Source organism: Streptomyces sp. NPDC107575, from assembly GCF_055657265.1.
The window spans coordinates 433,944-454,908 of the sequence record NZ_JBVKBG010000001.1 but is presented as its reverse complement, the minus strand read 5'-3'; the positions used below and the strand labels follow the sequence as shown (position 1 = coordinate 454,908).

The window sequence follows — 20,965 nt, the reverse complement described above, 5'->3', positions numbered from 1 at the left end:
CAGCAGTCACGCCTTGCGCCCCACTCCCACATAGCCCGCGAAGGTGTACGGGTCCTCGTCCTCAGGGGCGGTGTCGGGCCGCCACACCGGCATCGCCACGATGCCCGGTGCGACCACCTCGTACCCCTTGAAGAACCGTTTGATCTCGTCGCGGTTCCGCATGATCAGCGGATTGCGGACATCGTTTCGGTAGACGTCGACCATCCCGTCCGCCCGCTCCGTCTCTATGGGCATGCCCTCATTGGAGGCATGCGTCACGATGAGCAGGCTGCCCGGTGCCAGCGCCTCGCTGAGTTCGGCCACGGCCGCGTACGGGTCGTCGGCCTCCTCGATGAAGTGCAGTACGGCGACGAGGAGCAGGGCCACCGGCCGCTCCAGGTCCAGCAGTTCGGCGACTTCGGGGCTCTCCAGGATCTCCCGCGGCCTGCGCAGGTCCGCCGTGACGACTCCGGTGCGCGGGACGTCCTCGAGGACCGCCCTGCTGTGCGCGACCGCGACCGGGTCGTGGTCGACGTACACCACGCTCGCTCCGGGGCTCGCCTGCTGGGCCACCTCGTGGACGTTGCCGAACGTCGGGATGCCGGAGCCGATGTCGAGGAACTGCGTGATGCCGGCCTCCGCGGCGTACCGCACGGCACGCCGCATGAACGCCCGGTTCGCCTGCATGATCTTCGGCAGCCCCGGAAGGAACTCCATGGCCTTGCGGGCGGCTTCCCGGTCGACCTCGAAATTGTGCGAACCGCCCAGGTAAAAGTCGTAGATACGGGACACACTGGGCACCGAGATGTCGATGCCCTGTGGGGCCCAGGCGGGTCGCTGCATCAAGGTCTCCATGGCGTAGGCGTGCCGGTGTTCGAGCCGAGGCTACTGATCCACCGCCAAAGGAGCGAGTCAAAACGGAAATTGACCGTCCGTTCCCGGTCACTGCCTCCGTCACGTGCCAATCGGCAACGATCCGAAACCATCCCGAAACCTTCTCTTTCCTCGACTTCCTCGACGAAAAGAACCGGCCCGTTCCCTCCACACGGCCTGACCTGGCCATGCGGGGAACGGACCGGCGACGAGCCAATTCCGTTGACGACTCTACTGTGAGCGCCTCACCGGACGCACTGGACCCTCCCAGTTGTTACTTGGGCGCCCCTACCGGCTTTCCATTCGGAGCCGCCGCGTACCAAGTACCTCCTACGCCCTGACCGTTCGTGTCACCTGGCTTTTTGTCGCCGGAGAAGGTGTAGACGGGCCAGCAGTTCAAGGTCTGCTGCTTGCCCCCGTCGGGCCTTGTGAAGGTCATGTATCCCTTCAGTGGAATGTTCTGCGTGTCGTTCTTCGCAACCGGAGCGACGGCCGGCCACTTCTCGGCGCAGGCGCCGACGCAGTTCGACTTGATGGGCCACGCCGAGTCCTTGAGGAAGCGGTAGACCGTCATGCCGTTCTTGTCGACGACGATCTCGCCGAGCTTCGGGTCGTTGCGCGTGGACAGGCCCTTGAGGTCGGCGGGCTGCGCGCCGGCCTCCTCCTCGGCCTTCTTGTTCGCCTTCTTGCCGTCGGGGGCCGCGGCCCACCAAGTGCCGCCCACGCCCTGGCCCTTGACGTCGCCGGCCTTCTTGTCCATCGCGTAGTGGTACATGGGCCAGCCGTCGACCGTCAGCTGCTTCGTGCCGTCGGCGGCCGTCACCTCGCCGAGCAGCGACTTGTCGACCCCGGGCGCGGCCTTGGCGCCGCTCGCCGGGACGGCGGGCCACGCCTTGAGGCACGCCGCGTCGCAGTTCGACTTGGGCGGCTGCGCGGTGTCCTTGTCGAAGCGGTACAGGGTCATCCCGTCGCTGTCGGTGAGCACCTTGCCGAGTTCCTTGCTGTCCCACGAGGCGAGCTGCCCCGCGGACTTGGCCTTGGCCGCGCTCTTGTCGGCGCCCGAGGAGCCGTAGCCGTCGGAGCCCGATCCGTAGCCGTCGGAGGACCCGTAGCCGCCCTGCGCGTCGGCCGCGCTGCCCACGTTCTGCCCCGTCGCCGCCTGGTCTCCCTGGTCCTGACCGCACGCCGTCGTCAGCGCCAGCAGGGCCGCAGCTGTCGCTACGAGCGAGGCGCTCCGCCAGGAGGTCTTCATCTCAACTCCCGCACATTGCTTGGGTGTTGTGCGGACCCGGGCGGGCCGCACATGGCCCTAGGTACGGGCGGCGGTGACGGCTGTGTTCAATGCGGGGGAAGATTTCTTCGGTGCGGCAGGGGCGTGCGCCAGGGGCGCAGGCCCGCGCACGTGGGCAAACCCGAATGCTCCCGCTCCCCACCATCGGGCCATTCCGTGCCCGGGACGGCGTGCCGGGGCCCGCCGCTGCTCAGGATCATGGTCGTGCATCGAACCAAGCGCCCCGGATCAGCCCTGGTCACCCGCGTCGTCGCGGTGCTCGCCACCGCCTGGCTGTGCGGCGCGCCGAGCGCGGCCGCGACCGCGGCGCCGCTTGCCCTCCCGGCCGACAGCTGCGCGTACGCCTCCGTCGACGGCGGCTCCTCGGGCGACGCGGTGGCCGTCTCCGGCAGCGGCGTCGACTGCAGCGCGGGCCCCAGCACACCCCCGCCGAAGAAGCCCGCGCCCAAGCCCCCGCCTCCCAAGCCGGCACCTCCGCCGCCGCCTCCGCCCCCTCCACCACCGCCGCCTCCGCCGACACCCACACCGACGCCGCCGCCTCCCCCGCCTCCGCCACCGGCCCCCGCACCGCCCCCGAAGCCCGAGCCGAAGCCGACCCCGACCCATACGAAGCCCCCGCCGAAACCGAAGCCGGTGCACTACCCGGCGTACCGCCCCACCGCCCACCGCGCCCCGCCGCGCGGCGGACCGTCCCTGGTCACGCTCACCCTGCTCATCACCGCGCCCGCGGTGCTCGCCGTCGCCGCGCTGCGTCCCCGCTGATCTTGTTGAACCCTTGTGGAGCTTTCGATGTCGGAATGGCTTGTTCTCGCCCTCGCGATGCTCGCGGTCTGCGGTGTCGTCCTCGTCGTCCAGGTCCTGCAGCAGCGCAGGATCGGCGATGACGACGATCCGTCCGAGACCCCCGACGTCATCGAGTACATGACGATGATGATCGGCGTGGTCTACGCGATCGTCCTCGGTCTCGCCATCGCCGGCGTCTGGGAGGGCCGCAGCGCCGCCGAGGACCACGTACGCAACGAGGCGCAGGCGCTGCACGAGATCCATGAGCGCGTCCGGGTCTATCCGGCGGAGACCCGGGACCGCATTCGCGCGGATGTCGACAGGTATGTCAGCCATGTCGTCACCACCGAGTGGGACTCGATGCGCGACAAGGGCGAGCTGACCGCCAAGGGCGACACGCTGCTGCAGAAGGTGCGCGAGGACGTCACGGACTTCGAGCCGAAGGACGACTTCCAGGCGCAGGCCTACCAGCCGCTGCTCGACCAGGTGACGGCCGCCGACGAGGCGCGCGGCGCCCGCGAGGACTCGACGGGCGCGACCATGCCGGGCGTCGTCTGGTTCGGCCTGGTCGCCGGGGCCCTGGTCACCATCGGCATGATCTTCGCGCTGCAGATCAGGCGCACCAGGCGCGAACTGCTCCTCGCCGGGCTCTTCTCGTCCCTGATCGCGTTCCTGCTCTTCCTGATCTGGGACCTCGACGCGCCGTACAGCCGGGGCGTCGCGGCCACGGCGGAGCCGTTCCTGTTGCTGTTCCCCGGCGCCCAGTGACCGCTTCGTGCTGCGCTCCGCCCCGGGGCGCAGCACTCTGTGGTGCATGACCCGATGGCACGCCCCGATCGTCGTCCACCCGCCCGCACCGGCGGGTGGGCGGCACGTCTCCGTGCGCGGCCAGGCGCTCGGCCTGGCCCACAGCGACGCGGACCTGACCGAGCTGCTGCGCCGCGCCGGGTTCGGCGCGTCGGACGTGACGCTCGACGACCCGCACCTCGTGGAGTGGCGCGGCGCGGGCCCGCACGTGTGGCACTCCGGCGGCCCGACGGAGCATCAGCACGGCCCGGAAGCCACCTGACCGGCCCACACGTGTGCCCCGTTCGTACGACACGGATCGCGGCCGTACGGGGGCGTCCCTAGCGTGTCGGGCATCGAGGTGGCTGTCCCCCACGCGCGGAACCGGTCCGCTGCCGCTCCTCGTGAACCCGGAGGAACCCCCATGCACGCGATACGCGCCGCATCCGCCGCCGCTCTCTCGCTCGCCGCGCTGACCCTGGCCGCGCCGTCGGCCGTCGCCGAGGACGGCTTCAGTCCGAGCATCTCCCCCACCACGATCGCCGCGGGCGGCAAGGTGACCCTGTCGGCCGGCGGCTGCAAGGGGAAGACCGAAGTGACGGCCGGGATCTTCGACTCCGTCACGATCGAACCCGGCGAGGGCCCCCGCACCGTCCCCGTCGACTGGGACGCGAAGCAGGGCGCCGCCTACACCGTGACGTTCGTCTGCGACGGCGGCCAGCCCCGCAGGGCCGACCTCACCATCGCCACCGGCCGCCCCGACTCCTCGCCCAGCCCCGTCCCCCAGGGCGTCAAGGCCGGGATCGGTGGCAGTGCCGGCGGGTTCGATCTGCAGGAGGTCGCCCTCGGCGGCGCGCTGATCGCGGGCGCGCTCGGCACCGCGTACGTCGTGGCGCGCCGCCGCACCGGCGACAAGCGCGCCTGACCCGCGCCGCCTCCCCATGTCGAACTGGCGCTTCGCGGACGAGGAACGGCCGAGGAGACGCGCCCCGTGGGGCGTGCTCGCGCTGGTGCTGCTCACCGGCCTCGCCCTCGTCCGCAGCGGTTCGGGAGAGTTCGACCCGGGGCCGCCGCAGCCCGCGTCCGCCGCGGCCTCCGAACGGCGCGCGCCGGAGCCTGCCGCGGCGAAGGCGGCCCGCCCGCTGCCCTTCTCGCCGGTCGAGCGGGTCCGGATCCCGGCGATCCGGGTGGACGCCCCGGTGACGGAGGTCGGCCTCGACGCGGACGGCTGGATCGACGCGCCGCCGCCGAAGGAGGCGAACCTGGCGGGCTGGTTCACGGGTGCGGCGGCGCCCGGCGAACGCGGCACCGCCGTCGTCGTCGGCCACGTCGACAACGCGCGCGGCCCGGCCGTCTTCTACGGCCTGGGCTCGCTGCGCGAGGGCCACCACGTGGAGATCCGCCGCAGGGACGGCAGGACGGCCGTCTTCCGGGTCTACGGCGTCGAGGTGTTCGCCAAGTCCCGCTTTCCGGGCCGCAAGGTCTACCGCTCGGGCGCCACACCGGAGCTGCGGCTCATCACGTGCGGCGGCCGCTTCTCGAAGCGCGAGGGCTACGAGGGCAACGTCGTGGCGTTCGCGCGCCTGGTGAAGACGCGCTGACACCGCCTGCCCCCGATGCCCTGTCACACGCCGAAGGGGCGCGGCACCGTCATCCGGTATCCGGCCTCCAGCAGGCGCGGCAGATAGCTGCGGACGGCGGTGAGCGTCTGGGAGCGGTCCCCTCCCGCGTCGTGGTTGAGGACGATCACGCCGGGCGCCGCCCGGTTCACGACCCGGGAGATCACCGTGGGAGCGCCGGGGTTGTCCCAGTCGAGCGAGTCCACGGTCCAGGCCAGCGGTTCCATGCCGAGTTCCGTGCCCAGCTCGAAGACGTGGCGGTTCCACGCTCCGTAGGGCGCCCGGAACCAGAGCGGCGGCTCGCCGATCGTCCGCTCGACGAGCTCGCTGGTGCGCTCGATCTCGGCGCGGATCCGCGTCCTGTCCAGCTTGAGCAGCAGCGGGTGCGTCCAGGTGTGGTTGCCGATGACATGCCCCTCGCCGGCCATCCTGCGCAGCAGGTCGGGGCTCTCCCGCGCCCGGTTCCCGCACACGAGGAACGTCGCGCGCACGTCGTGCTCGCGCAGCAGCCGCAGGATCTCGGGGGTGTACGCGGGGTCGGGGCCGTCGTCGAAGGTGAGAGCCATGGCCCGGTCGCCGGGTTTCGTGTCGAGCCTCAGGATGGGCGCCTTGCGCACCTTCAGCGCGGCGCGGCGCGGGCCACCGGGTCCGGCCAGGGGGCGCAGCCGGTACGTCGACGGCTCGCGCACCGGCCGGGCGGCCCCGCCCGCGGGGGCCGGGGCGGCGCCCTGCCGGTCGGCCCCGGCGCATCCGGTGACCGCGGCCAGGCCGACGGCGGTGAAGCCGCGCAGCAATGCGCGCCGCCCCGTGGTGTCCTGATGCTTTGTCATGATTAATGCGTGACACGGCACGCGGGCGCCGTGCACGGAACCACCGGATGGGACGCGGGAAAGCACCTGATCGGCGGCTTCTCGGTTAACCTCTGCCGCGTGACCGAAGAGCAGCCCCATCAGTTCGAACGTGGCACCGACGGACCGAAAGTGATCGTCGTGGGTGTCGACGGCTCCGATTCCTCGTTCCGCGCGGCGGCCTACGCGGGGGGTCTCGCCCGCAGGCAGCGCGCGCTGCTCGCCGTGGTCTACGTACAGCCCGTGATGACGGGCGGGGCCGCGCTCGGGGTGCCCGTCGCCGAGACGACCGACGAGATCGCGGAGGGGCTCATCCAGGAGATCCGCGCCTCGGCCGCGCGGGTCAAGGGCATATACGACGTGCGCTGGGAGTTCCACACCTTCCGCGGCGACCCGTTCAACGGCCTGGTCACGGCCGCCGACGAGCTGAAGGCGGACGCCGTGGTGGTCGGCGCGTCGGAGCAGGCGGGCCACCGCATCGTCGGCTCGGTCGCCGTACGCCTGGTGAAGGCCGGCCGCTGGCCGGTCACGGTCGTCCCGTAAACAAATTCCGTGGGTGCCTCTACGGCGCTGCTGTCTTCCGAACCCGCTGTCACAGGGGCATCATGATCGGCCGTCAGCCGTCGTCGCAGCAGCGAAGAGGTGAGGTCCCCATGGCCGTCCCCCCGAACATCTCGAGAGGGCAGGGCGTACTGCGCCGCAAACCCATCGAGCAGATCGAGGACACCGAGTCCGGCGGGAAGCTCACCCGCTCCCTCGGGCTGTGGCAGCTCACCTCGATCGGTGTCGGCGGCATCATCGGCGCGGGCATCTTCACCCTCGCAGGCACCGTCGCCAACGGCACGGCCGGGCCCGCGGTCCTCATCTCGTTCCTCATCGCGGGCGTCGCGAGCGCCGCGGCCGCCCTGTCGTACGCGGAGTTCGCCGGGCTCATCCCGAAGGCCGGGTCCGCGTACACCTACGGCTACGCCGTGCTCGGTGAGCTCGTCGGCTGGTTCATCGGCTGGGACCTGCTCCTGGAGTACACGGCGATCGTCGCCGTCGTCGCGATCGGGATCTCCGGCTACTTCAGCTTCCTGCTGGGCGAGATGGGTCTCGACCTGCCCAGCTGGATGCTGGGCGCGCCGGGCACCGGCAGCGGGCACAAGGTCGACCTGTTCGCCGCCGCGCTGTGTCTGCTCATCGCGTGGCTGCTGAACATGGGCATGAAGAACGCGGCCCGCTTCGAGACCTTCGTGGTCGTGCTCAAGGTCCTCGTCGTGCTGCTCGTCATCGGCGTCGGCGTCTTCCACATCAACTCGGACAACTACACGCCGTTCTTCCCGTTCGGCGTCAGCGGCGCGTTCACCGGCGCGGCCACCGTCTTCTTCGCGGTCTTCGGCTACGACGCCATGTCGACGGCGGCCGAGGAGTCGAAGGACGCGCAGCGGCACATGCCGAAGGCGATCATCTACTCGCTGATCATCTCGATGGTCCTGTACGTGCTCGCCTGCCTCGTCCTGACCGGCATGCAGAACTACAAGGACATCGACCCCGAGAGCGGCTTCTCGACCGCGTTCAAGTCGGTGGGCCTCAGCGGCCTCGCGGACGTGATCGCGGTGGGCGCGATCATCGGCATCCTCACCGTGATGTTCACCTTCATGCTGGGCGTCACGCGCGTGTGGTTCGCGATGTCGCGCGACGGCCTGCTTCCGAAGTGGTTCGCCAAGACCCACCCGACGCGACACGTGCCGACCCGCGTGACGTGGATCGTCGGCGTCTGCTCCGCCGCCATCGCCGGCTTCCTGCCCATCGGCGAGGCCGCCGAACTCACCAACATCGGCATCCTGTTGGCGTTCGTCGTGGTCTGCGTCGCGGTGATCGTGCTGCGCTACCGCCAGCCGGAGCTGCCGCGCACCTTCCGCACGCCCGCCATGCCGTTCGTGCCCGCGATCGGCATCGTGTTCTCGATCTGGCTGATCACGTTCCTGCAGTGGCAGACGTGGGTGCGGTTCGCCGTGTGGTTCCTGGTCGGTCTGGTCATCTACTTCGGCTACTCCTACAGGAAGTCCGAATTGGCCCGCACATCCGACTGATTCGGCTGATTCCGCACTGGCCCGCGGGACTCCGCCCGTCCCGCTCACCGCACCGCTCGTCGAGGGCTTCGCCCCGCCCGCCGCAGAGCCCCGCGCGTCCCCTGGGCGCGCGGGTCGGGCTGCGCTGCCATGACGCCCATGACGACGGCGCTCACGACACCCACGACGACGGAGGAGGACCTCGCCCAGGTCCAGCGGGAGCACGGCGGTCCGCTGTTCTCGTTCCTGCTGCGCCTGTGCGACGGTGACGCCCAGCGCGCGGAGGACCTGGTCCAGGAGACGTACGTACGCGCCTGGCAGCATCCCGAGGCGCTCGATCCGCGCTACGAGTCGGTGCGGCCCTGGCTGTTCACGGTCGGGCGGCGGCTCGCCATCGACGCGCGCAGGGCCCGGCTCTCGCGGCCCGCCGAGGTGGGCGACGCGGTCCTGGAGAACGCCCGGGTGTGCGCGGACCACGCGGAGCGCTCGGCGGCGGCGCTCGACGTGCGGGACGCCGTGGCGACCCTCACACCCGAACACCGCGCGGTTCTGCTCGAGGTCTACTTCAGGGGCGCTAGTGTGGCCGAGGCCGCAGACACACTCGGCATTCCCCCCGGTACGGTCAAGTCCCGTGCGTACTACGCGTTGCGGGCGTTGCGTCGTGTCCTTCCGGGATACGCACCCGACCTGCGGTGAAACCGAAGGCCGGGTCAAGCATCGGTAAAGCGCCTTGCTCCGCACACCCTTTCCTCGGTTGAGTAATCCGCTGTCCTCCCCGGTGAGTTGAGACGGGTGGGTCCGGGGGCCGAAGCAGCACACGGACCGGAGGAAGGCAGGAAGGCGATGCGGTACGGGAGCGATGAGGGCACGGACGGCACGTCCGGCGCCGAGGGTGGACCGGGCGACGGACTCGTCGTCCCCATGGCGTGGTTGTACGCGGAGTACATCGCGGACGAGTTGCTGCGGACCGGCGACCTGATGCCGCCCACGTCCTTCGAGTTCAAGGCGGGCCGTGACGCGCTCGCGCTGACGATCTTCCTGTCCGACGCGGGCGACGAACTCTCCGGGATCCGCGTCGTGTCCCAGCTGGAGAACTGGCTGTCGCTGACGGCGTACGACCAGCCGTGGCAGTCGTGGGTGCGGGACCGCTTCGCGGAGCGGCTCGACCGGGACGCGCGGGCCCGGCGCCCCTCGCCCGACCTGCTGCTCGCCGAGGCCGCGTGGAGATGGCTGGAGGAGACCGAGCTGCTCGCCCCCGACCTGGACGCGGTGCCGGTGCCGGACGAGGAGGACGGCCCGCAGGTGTGGACGCCGGCCTGGCAACTGGGCTTACCGCTCGGCCACTTGGCGATCTCGCTGTTCTGAGCGGGGCCGCGGACGCTACGGCGCGTACACGCCCGCCCGGTACTTCGGGATGCGGATGGTGATCTTCATGCCGGCGCCCTCCGCGGTCTCGATCACCAGGCCGTACGCGTCGCCGAAGACCTGGCGCAGGCGTTCGTCGACGTTCGACAGGCCGATGCCGCGCCCGTGGCCGCCCTCGCCGCGCAGGATCGCGCGGAGCTCGGCGGGGTTCATGCCGACTCCGTCGTCCTCGATGACGACCTCTGCCTCGGCGCCCGCGTCGGTGGCGCCGATGGAGATCCGGCTGCGGGTGACGGCGCCCTCCAGGCCGTGCTTGACCGCGTTCTCGACGAGCGGCTGCAGGCACAGGAACGGCAGCGTGACCGGGAGGACCTCCGGGGCGATCTGCAACGTCACGGAGAGCCGGTCGCCGAAGCGGGCGCGCACCAGGGCCAGGTACTGGTCGATGGAGTGCAGTTCGTCGGCGAGCGTGGTGAAGTCGCCGTGGCGGCGGAACGAGTAGCGGGTGAAGTCGGCGAATTCCAGGAGGAGTTCGCGGGCCCGCTCGGGGTCGGTGCGGACGAACGAGGCGATCGCGGCGAGGGAGTTGAAGATGAAGTGCGGCGAGATCTGCGCGCGCAGCGCCTTGATCTCCGCCTCGATGAGCCGGGTGCGGGAGCGGTCGAGTTCGGCGAGTTCGAGCTGGACGGAGACCCAGCGGGCGACCTCGTCGGTGGCGCGGGCGAGGACCGCGGACTCGCGGGCCGCGTAGGCGACGACGGCCCCGAGCACCCGGCCGTCCGCGACCACGGGCGCCGCCACCGCCCACCGCAGCGGGCAGTCGTCGTTCGGGCAGCCGCAGCCGAACGCGGCGCTGCGGCCCCCGGCGAGCACCGGCTCGACGCGCTCCATCACGTGCGCGGCGTGGGCGTGTTCGGCCGTCCCGTCCCAGGCGAGGACCGTGGAGCGGTTGGTGACGGCGAGGGCGTCGGTGCCGAGCAGCGTGCGCAGGCGGCGGGCGGACTTGCGGGCCGTGTCCTCGGTGAGGCCCGCGCGCAGCGCCGGGGCGGCAAGGGAGGCGGTGTGCAGGGTCTCGAAGGTGGCGCGCTCCACGGGCGTGCCGACGTCGCTGCGCCCGTCGGGGTGGGCGGTGCGCCGCCCGAGCAGGAAGCCCGCGCCCAGCAGCAGCGGGCACAGGGCGATCAGGACCGCGGTGACGGTGCCGCTCACTCGGGACCGCCTCCCGGCTCCCCCGCACGCGCCCGGCCGGCCGACGGCTCGAGCCCGCGCCCGGATGCCTTCAGCGACTCCGGAAGGTGCAGCCGCGTCATCGTCGCGGTCGTGTGCGGCGGGATCGCGTCCCGCGTCGCCAGGGACACGAGGATCATCGCCAGGAAGCCGACCGGCACCGACCACACGGCCGGCCAGGCGAGCAGCGTGTGCAGCCAGCCCGAGGTGACCGGCCCGGCCACCGTCAGCGTCACCGCCACCAGGGCCGAGCCGCCGCCGAGGAACAGGCCCGCGAGCGCCCCCGGCGGGGTCAGGCGGCGCCACCAAATGCCCAGGATGAGCAGCGGGCAGAACGAGGACGCCGACACCGCGAACGCCATGCCCACCGCGTCCGCCACCGGCACCCCGTCCACCAGGAGCGCCCCGCCGAGCGGCATCGCGATCGCGAGCAACACGGCGAGCCGGAAGTGCCGTACGCCGCGCGCCTGCAGCACGTCCTGGCTGACGACCCCGGCGACCGCCATCGTCAGCCCCGACGCGGTGGACAGGAACGCCGCGAAGGCGCCGCCCGCGACCAGCGCGCCCAGGAGGTCGCCCGCCACTCCGTCGAAGACGCGTCCCGGCAGCAGCAGCACGGTGGCGTCGGCATCCTGGGTCGCGGTGAGTTCGGGCGCGTACAGGCGGCCCAGCCAGCCGTACACGGGCGGCAGGAGGTAGAAGAGGCCGATCAGGGCGAGGACCACGACGGTGGTGCGGCGGGCCGCGCGGCCGTTGGGGCTGGTGTAGAAGCGGACGACGACGTGCGGCAAGCCCATCGTGCCCAGGAACGTGGCGACGATCAGTCCGTACGTGGCGTAGAGCGGGTGGTCGGCGCGGCTGGTGGCAAGGGGCTGGCCCGCGCCGACGCCCGCGGACGGCGGGGTGAGGGTCGCGGCCTCCGGTGGCGGGGCGCCGTTGCCGCGCCAGGCCAGCAGGAGGAAGAAGGCGGGCACCAGGAGGGCGGTGAGCTTGAGCCAGTACTGGAAGGCCTGGACGAAGGTGATCGAGCGCATGCCGCCCGCCGCGACCGCGAGCACCACGACCGCGGCGACGAGTGCCGCCCCGAACCAGCGGGGAGCGCCGGTGAGGATCTGCAGCGTGAGGCCCGCGCCCTGGAGCTGCGGGACCAGATACAGCCAGCCCGCCCCGACCACGAACAGGCTGACCACGCGCCGCACCTGCCGGGATTCGAGCCGCCCCTCGGCGAAGTCGGGAAGCGTGTACGCGCCCGAGCGGCGCAGCGGCGCCGCGACGAACACCAGGAGGACGAGGTAGCCCGCCGTGTAGCCGACCGGGTACCAGAGCATGTCGGGGCCGTGGATGAGGAGCAGGCCCGCGATGCCGAGGAAGGAGGCCGCCGAGAGGTACTCGCCGCTGATCGCCGCCGCGTTGAGCCGGGGGCCGACCGTGCGGGACGCCACGTAGAAGTCGGACGTCGTGCGGGAGACGCGCAGGCCGAAGCCGCCGATGAGGACGGTGGCGAGGACGACGACGGCCACCGCCGGGATCGCGTACGCCTCGTTCACGGCGCTCCGTGGTCGGCGGGGCGGCCGCGCACCAGGTCGGCGAAGTCGCGTTCGTTGCGCTCGGCGCGGCGGACGTACCACCAGGCGATCAGCACGAGGAACGGGTAGCAGCCGAAGCCGAGGACGAGCCATTGCACGGGGGCGTTGCGCAGGGCGCCGAAGAAGAGGGGCAGGACGGCGACCGGGACGGCGAGGAGGGCGAACGCGGTGATGCCGGCGCGGAGTTGGCTGCGCATGAGGGAGCGGACGTAGGCGGCGCCCAGGGTGGTTTGTTCGTCGATCTCCCACTGCGTACGGAGGCCCGCCGGGCCGGGGACCTGGCGGGGTTCGCCGGTCACGGTTTCGCGTTGGGGGTGATCGGGCACGGGCGGAGTTTAGGCAGGTGAGGTTGGTTCGCGGAAGGGGTTGCTCCCGGCCCCACGGGGTTGCGGTCGCGGGGCTCTGCCCCGGACCCCGCGCCTCAATCGCCGGCGGGGCTTGATTTGCCGGCACCGGGCTTGACCGGCAAGCGAAGCGCTCACGGTCTACGCATCAGGAGTTCTCGTACCCGGCTTGCGTGTCTGCGGCTCACCGCGATTTCCGCCTCGCCGATCCGGACCGTCATTCCGGCGCCGTCGAGGCGGAGTTCGTCGATGCGGTGGAGGGCGACCAGGTGGCTGCGGTGGACGCGGACGAAGCCGAGTTCCTGCCAGCGTTCCTCCAGGGTGCTGAGCGGTATCCGCACCAGGTGACTGACGCCGTCCTGGGTGTGCAGGCGCGCGTAGTCGCCCTGGGCCTCGGCGTAGGTGATGTCGGCGACGGCCACGAGCCGGGTGATGCCGCCGAGTTCGACGGGGATGCGGTCGGCGACGGTGGCCGGGGGCGGGCTGCTCGCGACGCGTTCGGTGACCCGGCCGACGGCCTCCGCGAGGCGCTCGCGGCGCACCGGTTTGAGGACGTAGTCGACGGCCTTCAGGTCGAAGGCCTTGACCGCGAAGTCCTCGTGGGCGGTGACGAAGACGACGAGCGGGGGCCGGGCGAAGCCGGCGAGGAGGCGCGCCACGTCGAGTCCTGTCAGGCCCGCCATCTGGATGTCGAGGAAGAGGACGTCGATCGCGCCGTCGCCGCCCTCCAGGGCCCGGCCGATGCGGCGCAGCGCCTCGTTGGCGTCGGTGGCGCCCTCGGCGCTGCGCACGCGCGGGTCGGCCCGCAGGAGGTACAGGAGTTCGGCGAGGGCGGGTTCCTCGTCGTCGACGGCCAGTACGCGCAACATGCGGCGGAGTGTAATCGCGCGGTCGCTTGAATGAATCAGCCGCCTCCTGCGTACCGGTGGGCGACAAGACGGAGGAAGGCATGTGGTCCCTGGAACGGCATCGCGACGTAGGCGCCTACGCGCTGGGGGTTCTCGACCCCGCGGAACGCTTCCGCTTCGAGGATCATCTGCCCGAGTGCGCCGCGTGCGCGGCACTTGTGGGCGAACTGTCGCCCACGGCCGGTGCGTTGGCGGTGTACGCGCGGGCGACGCCGCCGTGTGTGGAGGTGCTCGCGCGCCCCGCGCCGACCTTTCTCGACCGGGCCGTGGACCGGCTCGGGGCGCTGCACCGCAGGACGCGGCGCCGCCTGTGGGGTGCGGCCGTCGCGGCGGTGCTGGTGCTCGCCGCGGCGGGGCAGGGCGTCGCGATGTTCACCGGGGCCGGTGCCGGTCCTCCCGGGCACACGGCGACCTTGAGCGGGCACGACGCCCGGACCGGCGTGGCGGCGACCGTGACCGCGGACGACCGGGACTGGGGCACCCAAGTGGGCCTGGACGTAAGGGACTCGGGCGGGCCACGGGTGTGCGAGCTGGTCGCGGTGGGCCGGGACGGCTCGGAGCAGACGGTGGCGACGTGGACCGTGCGCGGGGACGCGGTGGCGTTGGACGGCGGGGCGGCGGCGCGGCCCGCGGATCTCGCGCGGTTCGAGGTGCGGGCGGCGGACGGAGTCCCGCTGCTGACGCTGCCCCTGCGGTGACCGGCTATTTCAGCAGCCGCGACATCCGCCGGTCGGCCAGTGGCTTGCCGCCCGTCTGGCAGGTCGGGCAGTACTGGAGCGAGCTGTCGCTGAAGCTGACCTCGCGCACGGTGTCCCCGCACACGGGGCACGCCTCCCCGGCCCGTCCGTGCACGCGCAGGCCGCTCTTCTTCTCGGCCTTGAGCTTCCCGGCGGCGACCCCGCGCGAGCGTTCGACGGCTTCGGTCAGCGTCGTGCGCATCGCCTCGTACAGGGTGTGCACGTCGTCGGCGCTCAGCCCGGACGTCGGCTTGAACGGGGACATGCGGGCGGCGTGCAGGATCTCGTCGCTGTAGGCGTTGCCGATGCCCGCGATGAGGGACTGGTCGCGCAGGGCGCCCTTGATCTGGCGCCGCTCCCCCGTCAGGAGGCGGGCGAACGCCGGCTCGTCGAAGTCGTCCGCGAGCGGGTCGGGGCCGAGGCGGGCGACGCCCGGCACCTCGCCGGGGTCCCGGACCACGTACACGGCGAGCTTCTTCGTGGTGCCGGCCTCGGTGAGGTCGAAGCCCTCGCCGGTCTCCAGGGCGACGCGCAGCGCGAGGGGGCCCTTGCCGGGTTTGGGCGGGCCGTCGGGGAGCCGGTCCTTCCACTGCAGCCAGCCCGCGCGGGCCAGGTGGGTGACGAGGTGGGGCCCGTCCCCCGTGCTCAGGTCGAGGAACTTGCCGTGCCGTGCCACGGCCGTGACCGTGCGGCCCTCCAGCGCGGTGAGCGGCGGGTCGTACGTCTTCAGGACGCTCACCGCGACCGGCAGGACGCGCACGATGTCGTGTCCCACCAGGCGCTCGGTGAGGAAGTCCTTGAGCGCTTCGACCTCGGGAAGCTCCGGCATGCCCTCCAGCCTCTCATTCGCGCGCGGGCACCACGAATTCGCACCAGACGCACTTGCCGACGCCGCGCGCCTCCACGCCCCACACGTCGGCGAGCTGGTCGACGAGGAACAGGCCGCGCCCCGAGACGCCGTCCTCGCCCGCCTCGCGGCGGCGCGGCAGGGCGCTGGAGGTGTCCTCCACGTCGACCCTGAGTCTGCGGTCGGCGCCGGTCAGGACGCGCAGGGTGACGATGGCGGGGCCTTCGGTGTGCATGAGGGCGTTGGTGATCATCTCGTCGGCGACGAGTTCGATCTCGTCGGCGCTGTCCCGCGCTCCCCAGGCGCGGACGGCGTGCCGGATCATGTGGCGGGCCGCCCTCAGCGCGTCCGGGTCGCCGGGCGGCACGTGTTCGGTGAGCCGGCCGCCGCTCTGGACGGCGCCCGCGCCGCGGCGGCGCAGGAGCAGCAGCGCCACGTCGTCCTCGGTGTCGCGGTCCTCGACGGAGGCGACGAGCCGGTCCGCCAGCAGGTCGAGGTCGTCAGGGCCCGTGCCGATGAGCGTGGTGAGGGTCTGGAGCCCGTCGTCGAGGTCGGTGCCGGGCCGCTCGACGAGGCCGTCGGTGCACATCACGAGCGCCTCACCGGGGTCGAGTTCGGCGGTGGTCACCGGGTATTCGAGGCGCCCGAACTCGGCGGACAGGCCGAGCGGGAGGCCGCCCGCGACCGCGAGCCTGCGGCAGTTCCCGCCGGTCAGGCGCAGCAGCGGGTCGAGGTGTCCGGCCCGCACGAGCTGGACGACGCCGGTCGACAGGTCGGCCTCCGCGTACAGGCAGGTCGCGAAGCGGTCGGTGTCGAGTTCGTGCAGGAAGGAGGAGGCGCGGGCCATGACGGTGGCGGGCGTGTGGCCCTCGGCGGCGTAGGCGCGCAGCACGATGCGCAGCTGGCCCATGACGGCGGCGGCGTGCGTGTCATGGCCCTGGACGTCGCCGATGACCGCGCCGACCCGGCCGCCGGGCAGCGGGATCACGTCGTACCAGTCGCCGCCGATGTCCCGGCCGAGGGAGGCCGCGCGGTAGCGGACGGCGAGGTCGGCGCCCGGCACGTCGGGGATGGTGCGCGGCAGCATGGCCTGCTGGAGGCCCTGGGCCAGGTCCTTCTCCTGCTCGTAGAACATGGCGCGCTGGAGGCTCTGCGCGATGCTGCTGCCGAGCGCGACCATGACGTTGCGCTCGGAGTCGGTGAAGCCCTGGCGGTCGTGGAAGAGCAGGCCGACCACGCCGATGGGCTTGGCCTGCGCGATGAGCGGCAGGTAGGCGGCGGAGGTGATCTCCATGTGGGAGATGTGCGGCCACAGCTCGGGGTAGTCGGCGGCGAACTCCTGCGGCGACTCGATGAAGCGCGGCTGGAGGCTGCGCACGGCCTCGCTCATCGGGTACGGATCGTCGATGCGGGTGGCGTGGATGCCCGGCACGAAGGTGCCCTGGGGCCCCTCGGCCACGAGGTGGATGCGCCCCGCCCTGACCAGGCCCATGACGAAGCTGGCCGAGCCGCGCTCGTCGACGCCGTGGGTGTCGCGCAGCACGTCGATGACGTCCTGGACGGTGCGGGCGTGCGCGAGGGCGGCCGTGGTGCTCTGCACGACGCCGGTGTCGCCGCTGCGCAGGGCACGCCGGGCCTCGCGCTCGGCGTGCACGGTGGCGTCGTTCAGCTCGTCGGTGGCGTCGCGGACGATGCCCACGATGCGGCGCGGGCGGCCGTGCTCGTCGCGTCGGATGTAGCCGCGCGTGTGGGTCCAGCGCATGTCGCCCGTGCGGGTACGGATGCGGAAGTACGTCCCGTAGGTCTCCTCGCCGCTCTTCAGGGCCCGCGCCACGAGGCCGTCGAGCCGTCCGCCCTCGCTGACCGGCACCCGCACGGCCAGCGTCTCCGGGTGGTCGTCGTACTCCTCGGGGCGCAGGTCGAAGACCTCGTGGGCCTGGGCGTCCATCGCCATCAGGCCGGTGTCGAGGTCCCAGTCGAAGCTGCCCATGCGCAGCCCGCGGCCGTAGGCCTCCAGAAATCCGCGTGAGGTGTCCTCCGGGCTCTCGCCGCCTGGGGCGCTCCCGGGCTCCTCGCCGCCCCCGTCACCCGCGCCCATGGGCCCCACGCTAGGCCGAGCCCCCTGTGCCCGCACGTCGTGACCTTGATGCGGAACCGGGGACACACTGGAGGCATGGACTGGTTCGGAGCCTCGGACCTCTGGCTCGCCCGCCTGGTGTTCCAGCGCGGGCTCGCGGCGCTCTACCTCGTCGCGTTCGTGGCGGCGGCGCTGCAGTTCCGGGCGCTGATCGGGGAGCGCGGGATGACGCCGGTCCCCCGCTTCGTGGCGCGCGTGCCGTGGAAGGCGGCGCCCTCGCTGTTCCGGCTGCACTACTCGGACCGGTTCTTCGCCGGGTGCGCGTGGGGCGGCGCGGCGGTGTCGGCCGGGCTGCTCGCCGGGGTGGACGGGCTGCTGCCGCTGTGGGCGGCGATGGCGCTGTGGCTGGTGCCGTGGGCGCTGTATCTGTCGATCGTGAACGTCGGCCAGACCTGGTACGGCTTCGGCTGGGAGTCGCTGCTCCTGGAGGTCGGCTTCCTGGCGGTGTTCCTCGGCAACGACGAGGTGGCGCCGCCGGTCCTGGTGCTGTTCCTGCTGCGCTGGGTGCTGTTCCGCCTCGAATTCGGGGCCGGGCTGATCAAAATGCGCGGCGACGAGTGCTGGCGGAAGCTGACCTGTCTCGACTTCCACCACGAGACGCAGCCGATGCCGGGCCCGCTGAGCTGGTTCTTCCACCACCTGCCGCGCCCGCTGCACCGGGTGGAGGTCGCCGCCAACCACGTCACCCAGTTGGTGGTCCCCTTCCTGCTCTTCGCCCCGCAGCCGGTCGCGACGTGGGCGGCCGCCCTGATGATCGTCACCCAGCTGTGGCTGGTCGCCTCGGGCAACTTCGCGTGGCTGAACTGGCTGGCGATCGTCCTGGCCGCCTCCGCCCTCGACCTGTCCTCCCTGCACACCGCACCGGCGCTGCCCGGAGCGCCGCTCTGGTACGAGGTGGTGGTCATCGCCCTCACGGCGGCGGTCGCGGCGCTCAGCTACCGGCCGGTGCGCAATCTGCTCTCGCCCCGCCAGTCCATGAACCGCTCGTACGACTCCCTGCACCTGGTCAACACGTACGGGGCGTTCGGCTCGGTCGGCCGGGTCCGCCAGGAGATCGTGATCGAGGGCACGACGGACGAGGTGCCGCGCCCCGAATCGGGCTGGCTGGCCTACGAGTTCAAGGGCAAGCCGGGCGATCCGCGCCGCCTGCCCCGCCAGTTCGCGCCGTACCATCTGCGGCTCGACTGGATGATGTGGTTCGCCGCACTGTCCCCCGCCTACGCCCGGTCGTGGTTCCAGGGCCTGGTCGAGCGGCTCCTGGAGGGCGATCGGGACACCCTGCGGCTGCTGCGCCGCTCCCCCTTCCCGGCCGACGCGCCGCCCGTGCACATCCGGGCGCGCGTGTACCGCTACCGCTTCACGTCCTGGCGGGAGCTGCGGGAGACGGGGGCGTGGTGGGAGCGGACCTACGTACGGGAGTTCCTGCCGCCGACCCGGCTGAGGTAGACACGGCGGGCGGTCTCCCCGAAGACGTGCGAGTCCGCGCCGCCGACCAACTCCCGTGCCGCGCCAAGCACTTGCTGATACGTCGCCGCGAGCGTGCACACCGGCCAGTCGGAGCCGAACATCACGCGGGCGGGGCCGAAGGCGTCGACGACCGTGTCCGCGTAGGGCCGCAGATGGTCGACCGTCCAGTCCGCCCAGTCGGCCTCGGTGACCATGCCGGAGAGTTTGCAGACGGTGTTGGGCAGAGCGGCGAGCGCGCGCACGTCGTCCCGCCAGGGGAGCAGCTCCCCCGCCGCGATCGGCGGCTTGCCCAAGTGGTCGAGGACGAAGGTGAGTCCGGGATGCTCGGCGGCGGCCTTGACGCAGGCCGGCAACTGGTGCGGCAGGACCACCAGGTCGTAGACCAGCCCGGCGTCCGCGACGGCGGCGAGCCCGCGCCGCACGTCGGGCCGCAGGAGCCACTCGGGGTCGCTCTCGCCCTGCACCTGGTGCCGGATGCCGACCAGGTGCCGCCCGCCGGGCAGCTCGCGCAGCCGCTCCAGGGTGTCGCGGACGTCGGGCCGGGTGAGATCGGTCCAGCCGACCACGCCCTCGACGAGGCCGCTGCGCGAGGCGAGCGCCAGGAGCTCGGGCGTCTCCTCGGCGACGGTCACCGTCTGCACGAGCACGGTGGCCTCGACGCCGGCCGCCCGCAGCTCGGGGGCCAGCTCGTCGAGGGTGAACGTGCGGCGGATCGGGGCGAGTTCGGGGCCGGTGATCCAGTCCTGGTCGCGTACGGACAGGTCCCAGACGTGGTGGTGCGCGTCGACGATTCCGGGGGTCACGGCAGCTCCCACACGACGGGCAGTCCGGCGTCGGTGCCTTCTGCGGAGTAGTCGTGGGCGACGTCGAGGAGTTCGTCCATGCGGGCCTGCCAGGCGATGTTCACGGGCAGTTTCTCGAGTTCGGCGAGCATGCGGGCGTAGTCCTCGCACTCGATGACGTGGAACAGGTCGGTGCCGCTGCGCCAGATCGTCCACTGCCGGGCCCCCGCCGCGCGGATCGCGGCGACGAGCTCCTCCGGCACCTCGCGATGGGCGGCCTCGTACGCGTCGATCAGGTCGGCGCGGACCTTGGTGTGCAGGGCGATTCTCACGTGTGCGGCTCCTGTTCAGCGGGGACGGGCACGTCGGCCGGGAGGAGGTGCTGGTCTCGGGCCTCCTGCCAGAACGCGGCGGGGACCTCGGCGGCGAACTGCCTTGCCGTGTCGGCGACTTCGGCCGCCGAGCGGGTGCCGACGAGCACGCTGGTGACGCCCGGGTGGCCGAACGGGAAGGCCAGCGCGGCGGCGCGCAGCGTGGTGCCGTGACGTTCGGCGAGGTCCTGGAAGCGGCGGGCGCGGGAGAGGACCTCGGGCGGGGCGAGGGCGTAGTCGAAGGTGCCGCCCTGTTTGGGATCGGCGAGCAGTCCGGAGTTGAAGACGCCGCCGATGACGACGGACACGCCGCGTTCGGTGGCGGCGGGCAGCAGCTGCTTCAGGGCCCGCTGGTCGAGCAGGGAGTAGCGGCCGGCGCACAGCACCACGTCCACGTCGGTGTCACGGACGAAGCGGGTGAGCATCGCGGACTGGTTCATGCCCGCGCCGATGGCACCGACGAGCCCTTCGCCGCGCAGCCGCTCCAGCTCGGGGTAGGCCTCGCCGAACGCCTCCTTCGCGTGGTCGTCGGGGTCGTGGAGGTAGGCGACGTCGATCCGGTCGAGGCCGAGCCGGCCGAGGCTCTCCTCGATGGAGCGGCGCACCCCGGCCGCGCTGAAGTCCCACACCCGGCGCGTGGTGGCGGGCACGGCGAAGCCGTGGGCGCTGTCGTCGCCACCCCCGTCGTACGGTTCGAGGAGCCTGCCGACCTTCGTGGACAGGGTGTACGAGCCCGTGGGCCGGCCGCGCAGGTACTCCCCGATCCGGCGCTCGGAGAGGCCGAGGCCGTAGTGCGGCGCGGTGTCGAAGTAGCGCAGGCCCGCCTCCCACGCGGCGTCCAGAGCGAGGTGGGCCTCGTCGTCGCGGACGGGTGTGTAGAGGTTGCCGATGGCCGCGCCGCCGAAGCCGAGCGCGCTGACCGGGACGTCGGTGCGGCCGAGCGTGCGGGTGCGCATGCGGG

23 protein-coding genes are annotated in these 20,965 nt (G+C 72.2%); 11 read left to right on the top strand and 12 right to left on the bottom strand.

All coding sequences use genetic code 11. The annotated features are described in order from the left end of the window. Positions 1-6 precede the first annotated feature (6 nt). The gene (locus ACZ7L4_RS02130; protein WP_472098904.1) at positions 7-822 is read right to left on the bottom strand and encodes an SAM-dependent methyltransferase; all 816 of its coding nucleotides are present in this window, start codon (positions 820-822) and stop codon (positions 7-9) included. A 304-nt stretch (positions 823-1,126) separates the two neighbouring features. After that, positions 1,127-2,104, bottom strand: coding sequence for an SCO0930 family lipoprotein (locus tag ACZ7L4_RS02125; protein ID WP_472098902.1), 978 nt, complete (start codon positions 2,102-2,104; stop codon positions 1,127-1,129). 237 nt (positions 2,105-2,341) lie between these two features. Here ACZ7L4_RS02125 and ACZ7L4_RS02120 point away from each other — a divergent pair, with 237 nt between their 5' ends. The 5 genes from ACZ7L4_RS02120 (at position 2,342) to ACZ7L4_RS02100 (ending at position 5,313) form a co-directional block, all read left to right on the top strand. Continuing rightward, the gene (locus ACZ7L4_RS02120; RefSeq protein WP_472098900.1) at positions 2,342-2,905 is read left to right on the top strand and encodes a hypothetical protein; all 564 of its coding nucleotides are present in this window, start codon (positions 2,342-2,344) and stop codon (positions 2,903-2,905) included. A 27-nt stretch (positions 2,906-2,932) separates the two neighbouring features. After that, positions 2,933-3,694 carry a bestrophin-like domain gene (locus ACZ7L4_RS02115; protein WP_472098899.1) on the top strand — a complete coding sequence of 254 codons (762 nt, stop codon included), beginning with the start codon at positions 2,933-2,935 and terminating at the stop codon, positions 3,692-3,694. Between the two features lie 46 nt (positions 3,695-3,740). Next, entirely contained in the window at positions 3,741-3,995 is a 255-nt protein-coding gene (locus tag ACZ7L4_RS02110) for a hypothetical protein (RefSeq protein ID WP_472098897.1), read from the top strand. Positions 3,996-4,136: 141 nt separating this feature from the next. Further along, positions 4,137-4,637 carry a hypothetical protein gene (locus ACZ7L4_RS02105; protein WP_472098895.1) on the top strand — a complete coding sequence of 167 codons (501 nt, stop codon included), beginning with the start codon at positions 4,137-4,139 and terminating at the stop codon, positions 4,635-4,637. A 16-nt stretch (positions 4,638-4,653) separates the two neighbouring features. Continuing rightward, on the top strand, positions 4,654-5,313 hold the full coding sequence (locus ACZ7L4_RS02100; RefSeq protein ID WP_472098893.1) for a class F sortase: 660 nt from the start codon (positions 4,654-4,656) through the stop codon (positions 5,311-5,313). 23 nt (positions 5,314-5,336) lie between these two features. On the opposite strand, the gene ACZ7L4_RS02095 is transcribed toward ACZ7L4_RS02100, so the two are convergent. Further along, on the bottom strand, positions 5,337-6,161 hold the full coding sequence (locus tag ACZ7L4_RS02095; RefSeq protein WP_472098891.1) for a polysaccharide deacetylase family protein: 825 nt from the start codon (positions 6,159-6,161) through the stop codon (positions 5,337-5,339). Positions 6,162-6,260: 99 nt separating this feature from the next. On the opposite strand from ACZ7L4_RS02095, the gene ACZ7L4_RS02090 reads away from it, so the two are divergent. The 4 genes from ACZ7L4_RS02090 to ACZ7L4_RS02075 all read left to right on the top strand — a co-directional run bounded on the left by ACZ7L4_RS02090 (position 6,261) and on the right by ACZ7L4_RS02075 (position 9,598). Next, entirely contained in the window at positions 6,261-6,722 is a 462-nt protein-coding gene (locus ACZ7L4_RS02090; RefSeq protein ID WP_450817801.1) for a universal stress protein, read from the top strand. 110 nt (positions 6,723-6,832) lie between these two features. Further along, positions 6,833-8,254 carry an amino acid permease gene (locus tag ACZ7L4_RS02085; RefSeq protein ID WP_472098889.1) on the top strand — a complete coding sequence of 474 codons (1,422 nt, stop codon included), beginning with the start codon at positions 6,833-6,835 and terminating at the stop codon, positions 8,252-8,254. Positions 8,255-8,383: 129 nt separating this feature from the next. Beyond that, positions 8,384-8,929 carry a sigma-70 family RNA polymerase sigma factor gene (locus tag ACZ7L4_RS02080; RefSeq protein ID WP_450817799.1) on the top strand — a complete coding sequence of 182 codons (546 nt, stop codon included), beginning with the start codon at positions 8,384-8,386 and terminating at the stop codon, positions 8,927-8,929. Between the two features lie 147 nt (positions 8,930-9,076). Next, complete coding sequence (locus tag ACZ7L4_RS02075; protein ID WP_450817798.1) at positions 9,077-9,598, top strand: hypothetical protein; 522 nt, start codon at positions 9,077-9,079, stop codon at positions 9,596-9,598. 15 nt (positions 9,599-9,613) lie between these two features. Here the strand turns inward: ACZ7L4_RS02075 and ACZ7L4_RS02070 are convergent, their stop codons facing one another. The 4 genes from ACZ7L4_RS02070 to ACZ7L4_RS02055 all read right to left on the bottom strand — a co-directional run bounded on the left by ACZ7L4_RS02070 (position 9,614) and on the right by ACZ7L4_RS02055 (position 13,624). Beyond that, positions 9,614-10,807, bottom strand: coding sequence for a sensor histidine kinase (locus tag ACZ7L4_RS02070; protein ID WP_450817797.1), 1,194 nt, complete (start codon positions 10,805-10,807; stop codon positions 9,614-9,616). Further along, complete coding sequence (locus tag ACZ7L4_RS02065) at positions 10,804-12,372, bottom strand: sodium/solute symporter (RefSeq protein ID WP_472098887.1); 1,569 nt, start codon at positions 12,370-12,372, stop codon at positions 10,804-10,806. Before ACZ7L4_RS02065 ends, ACZ7L4_RS02070 begins: the two co-directional genes overlap by 4 nt. Continuing rightward, on the bottom strand, positions 12,369-12,710 hold the full coding sequence (locus ACZ7L4_RS02060) for a DUF485 domain-containing protein (protein ID WP_472100351.1): 342 nt from the start codon (positions 12,708-12,710) through the stop codon (positions 12,369-12,371). Before ACZ7L4_RS02060 ends, ACZ7L4_RS02065 begins: the two co-directional genes overlap by 4 nt. Before the next feature lie 179 nt (positions 12,711-12,889). Beyond that, positions 12,890-13,624 (bottom strand): LytR/AlgR family response regulator transcription factor, encoded by a 735-nt coding sequence (locus ACZ7L4_RS02055; protein ID WP_472098885.1) that lies wholly within the window; start codon positions 13,622-13,624, stop codon positions 12,890-12,892. Between the two features lie 80 nt (positions 13,625-13,704). On the opposite strand from ACZ7L4_RS02055, the gene ACZ7L4_RS02050 reads away from it, so the two are divergent. After that, a complete protein-coding gene (locus tag ACZ7L4_RS02050; protein ID WP_472098883.1) occupies positions 13,705-14,361 on the top strand; it encodes a zf-HC2 domain-containing protein in 657 nt (218 codons plus the stop codon). A 4-nt stretch (positions 14,362-14,365) separates the two neighbouring features. Here ACZ7L4_RS02050 and ACZ7L4_RS02045 read toward each other — a convergent pair whose 3' ends face one another. Both ACZ7L4_RS02045 and ACZ7L4_RS02040 read right to left on the bottom strand, forming a co-directional pair. Then, positions 14,366-15,229, bottom strand: a complete 864-nt coding sequence (locus ACZ7L4_RS02045) for an Fpg/Nei family DNA glycosylase (protein ID WP_472098881.1) — start codon at positions 15,227-15,229, stop codon at positions 14,366-14,368. Between the two features lie 13 nt (positions 15,230-15,242). Continuing rightward, positions 15,243-17,345 carry a SpoIIE family protein phosphatase gene (locus ACZ7L4_RS02040; protein WP_472098879.1) on the bottom strand — a complete coding sequence of 701 codons (2,103 nt, stop codon included), beginning with the start codon at positions 17,343-17,345 and terminating at the stop codon, positions 15,243-15,245. Between the two features lie 75 nt (positions 17,346-17,420). Here ACZ7L4_RS02040 and ACZ7L4_RS02035 point away from each other — a divergent pair, with 75 nt between their 5' ends. Continuing rightward, positions 17,421-18,830: a lipase maturation factor family protein gene (locus ACZ7L4_RS02035; RefSeq protein ID WP_472098877.1), complete on the top strand. Its 1,410-nt coding sequence runs from the start codon at positions 17,421-17,423 to the stop codon at positions 18,828-18,830. Here ACZ7L4_RS02035 and ACZ7L4_RS02030 read toward each other — a convergent pair. Genes ACZ7L4_RS02030 through ACZ7L4_RS02020 form a run of 3 tightly spaced genes read right to left on the bottom strand, consistent with a single transcriptional unit; the run spans position 18,791 to position 20,960 of the window. Beyond that, positions 18,791-19,654, bottom strand: a complete 864-nt coding sequence (locus ACZ7L4_RS02030; protein WP_472098875.1) for an amidohydrolase family protein — start codon at positions 19,652-19,654, stop codon at positions 18,791-18,793. The genes ACZ7L4_RS02035 and ACZ7L4_RS02030 overlap by 40 nt on opposite strands. After that, positions 19,651-19,965, bottom strand: coding sequence for an L-rhamnose mutarotase (locus ACZ7L4_RS02025; RefSeq protein WP_472098873.1), 315 nt, complete (start codon positions 19,963-19,965; stop codon positions 19,651-19,653). Before ACZ7L4_RS02025 ends, ACZ7L4_RS02030 begins: the two co-directional genes overlap by 4 nt. Then, complete coding sequence (locus ACZ7L4_RS02020; RefSeq protein ID WP_472098871.1) at positions 19,962-20,960, bottom strand: aldo/keto reductase; 999 nt, start codon at positions 20,958-20,960, stop codon at positions 19,962-19,964. Before ACZ7L4_RS02020 ends, ACZ7L4_RS02025 begins: the two co-directional genes overlap by 4 nt. Positions 20,961-20,965: the final 5 nt, after the last annotated feature.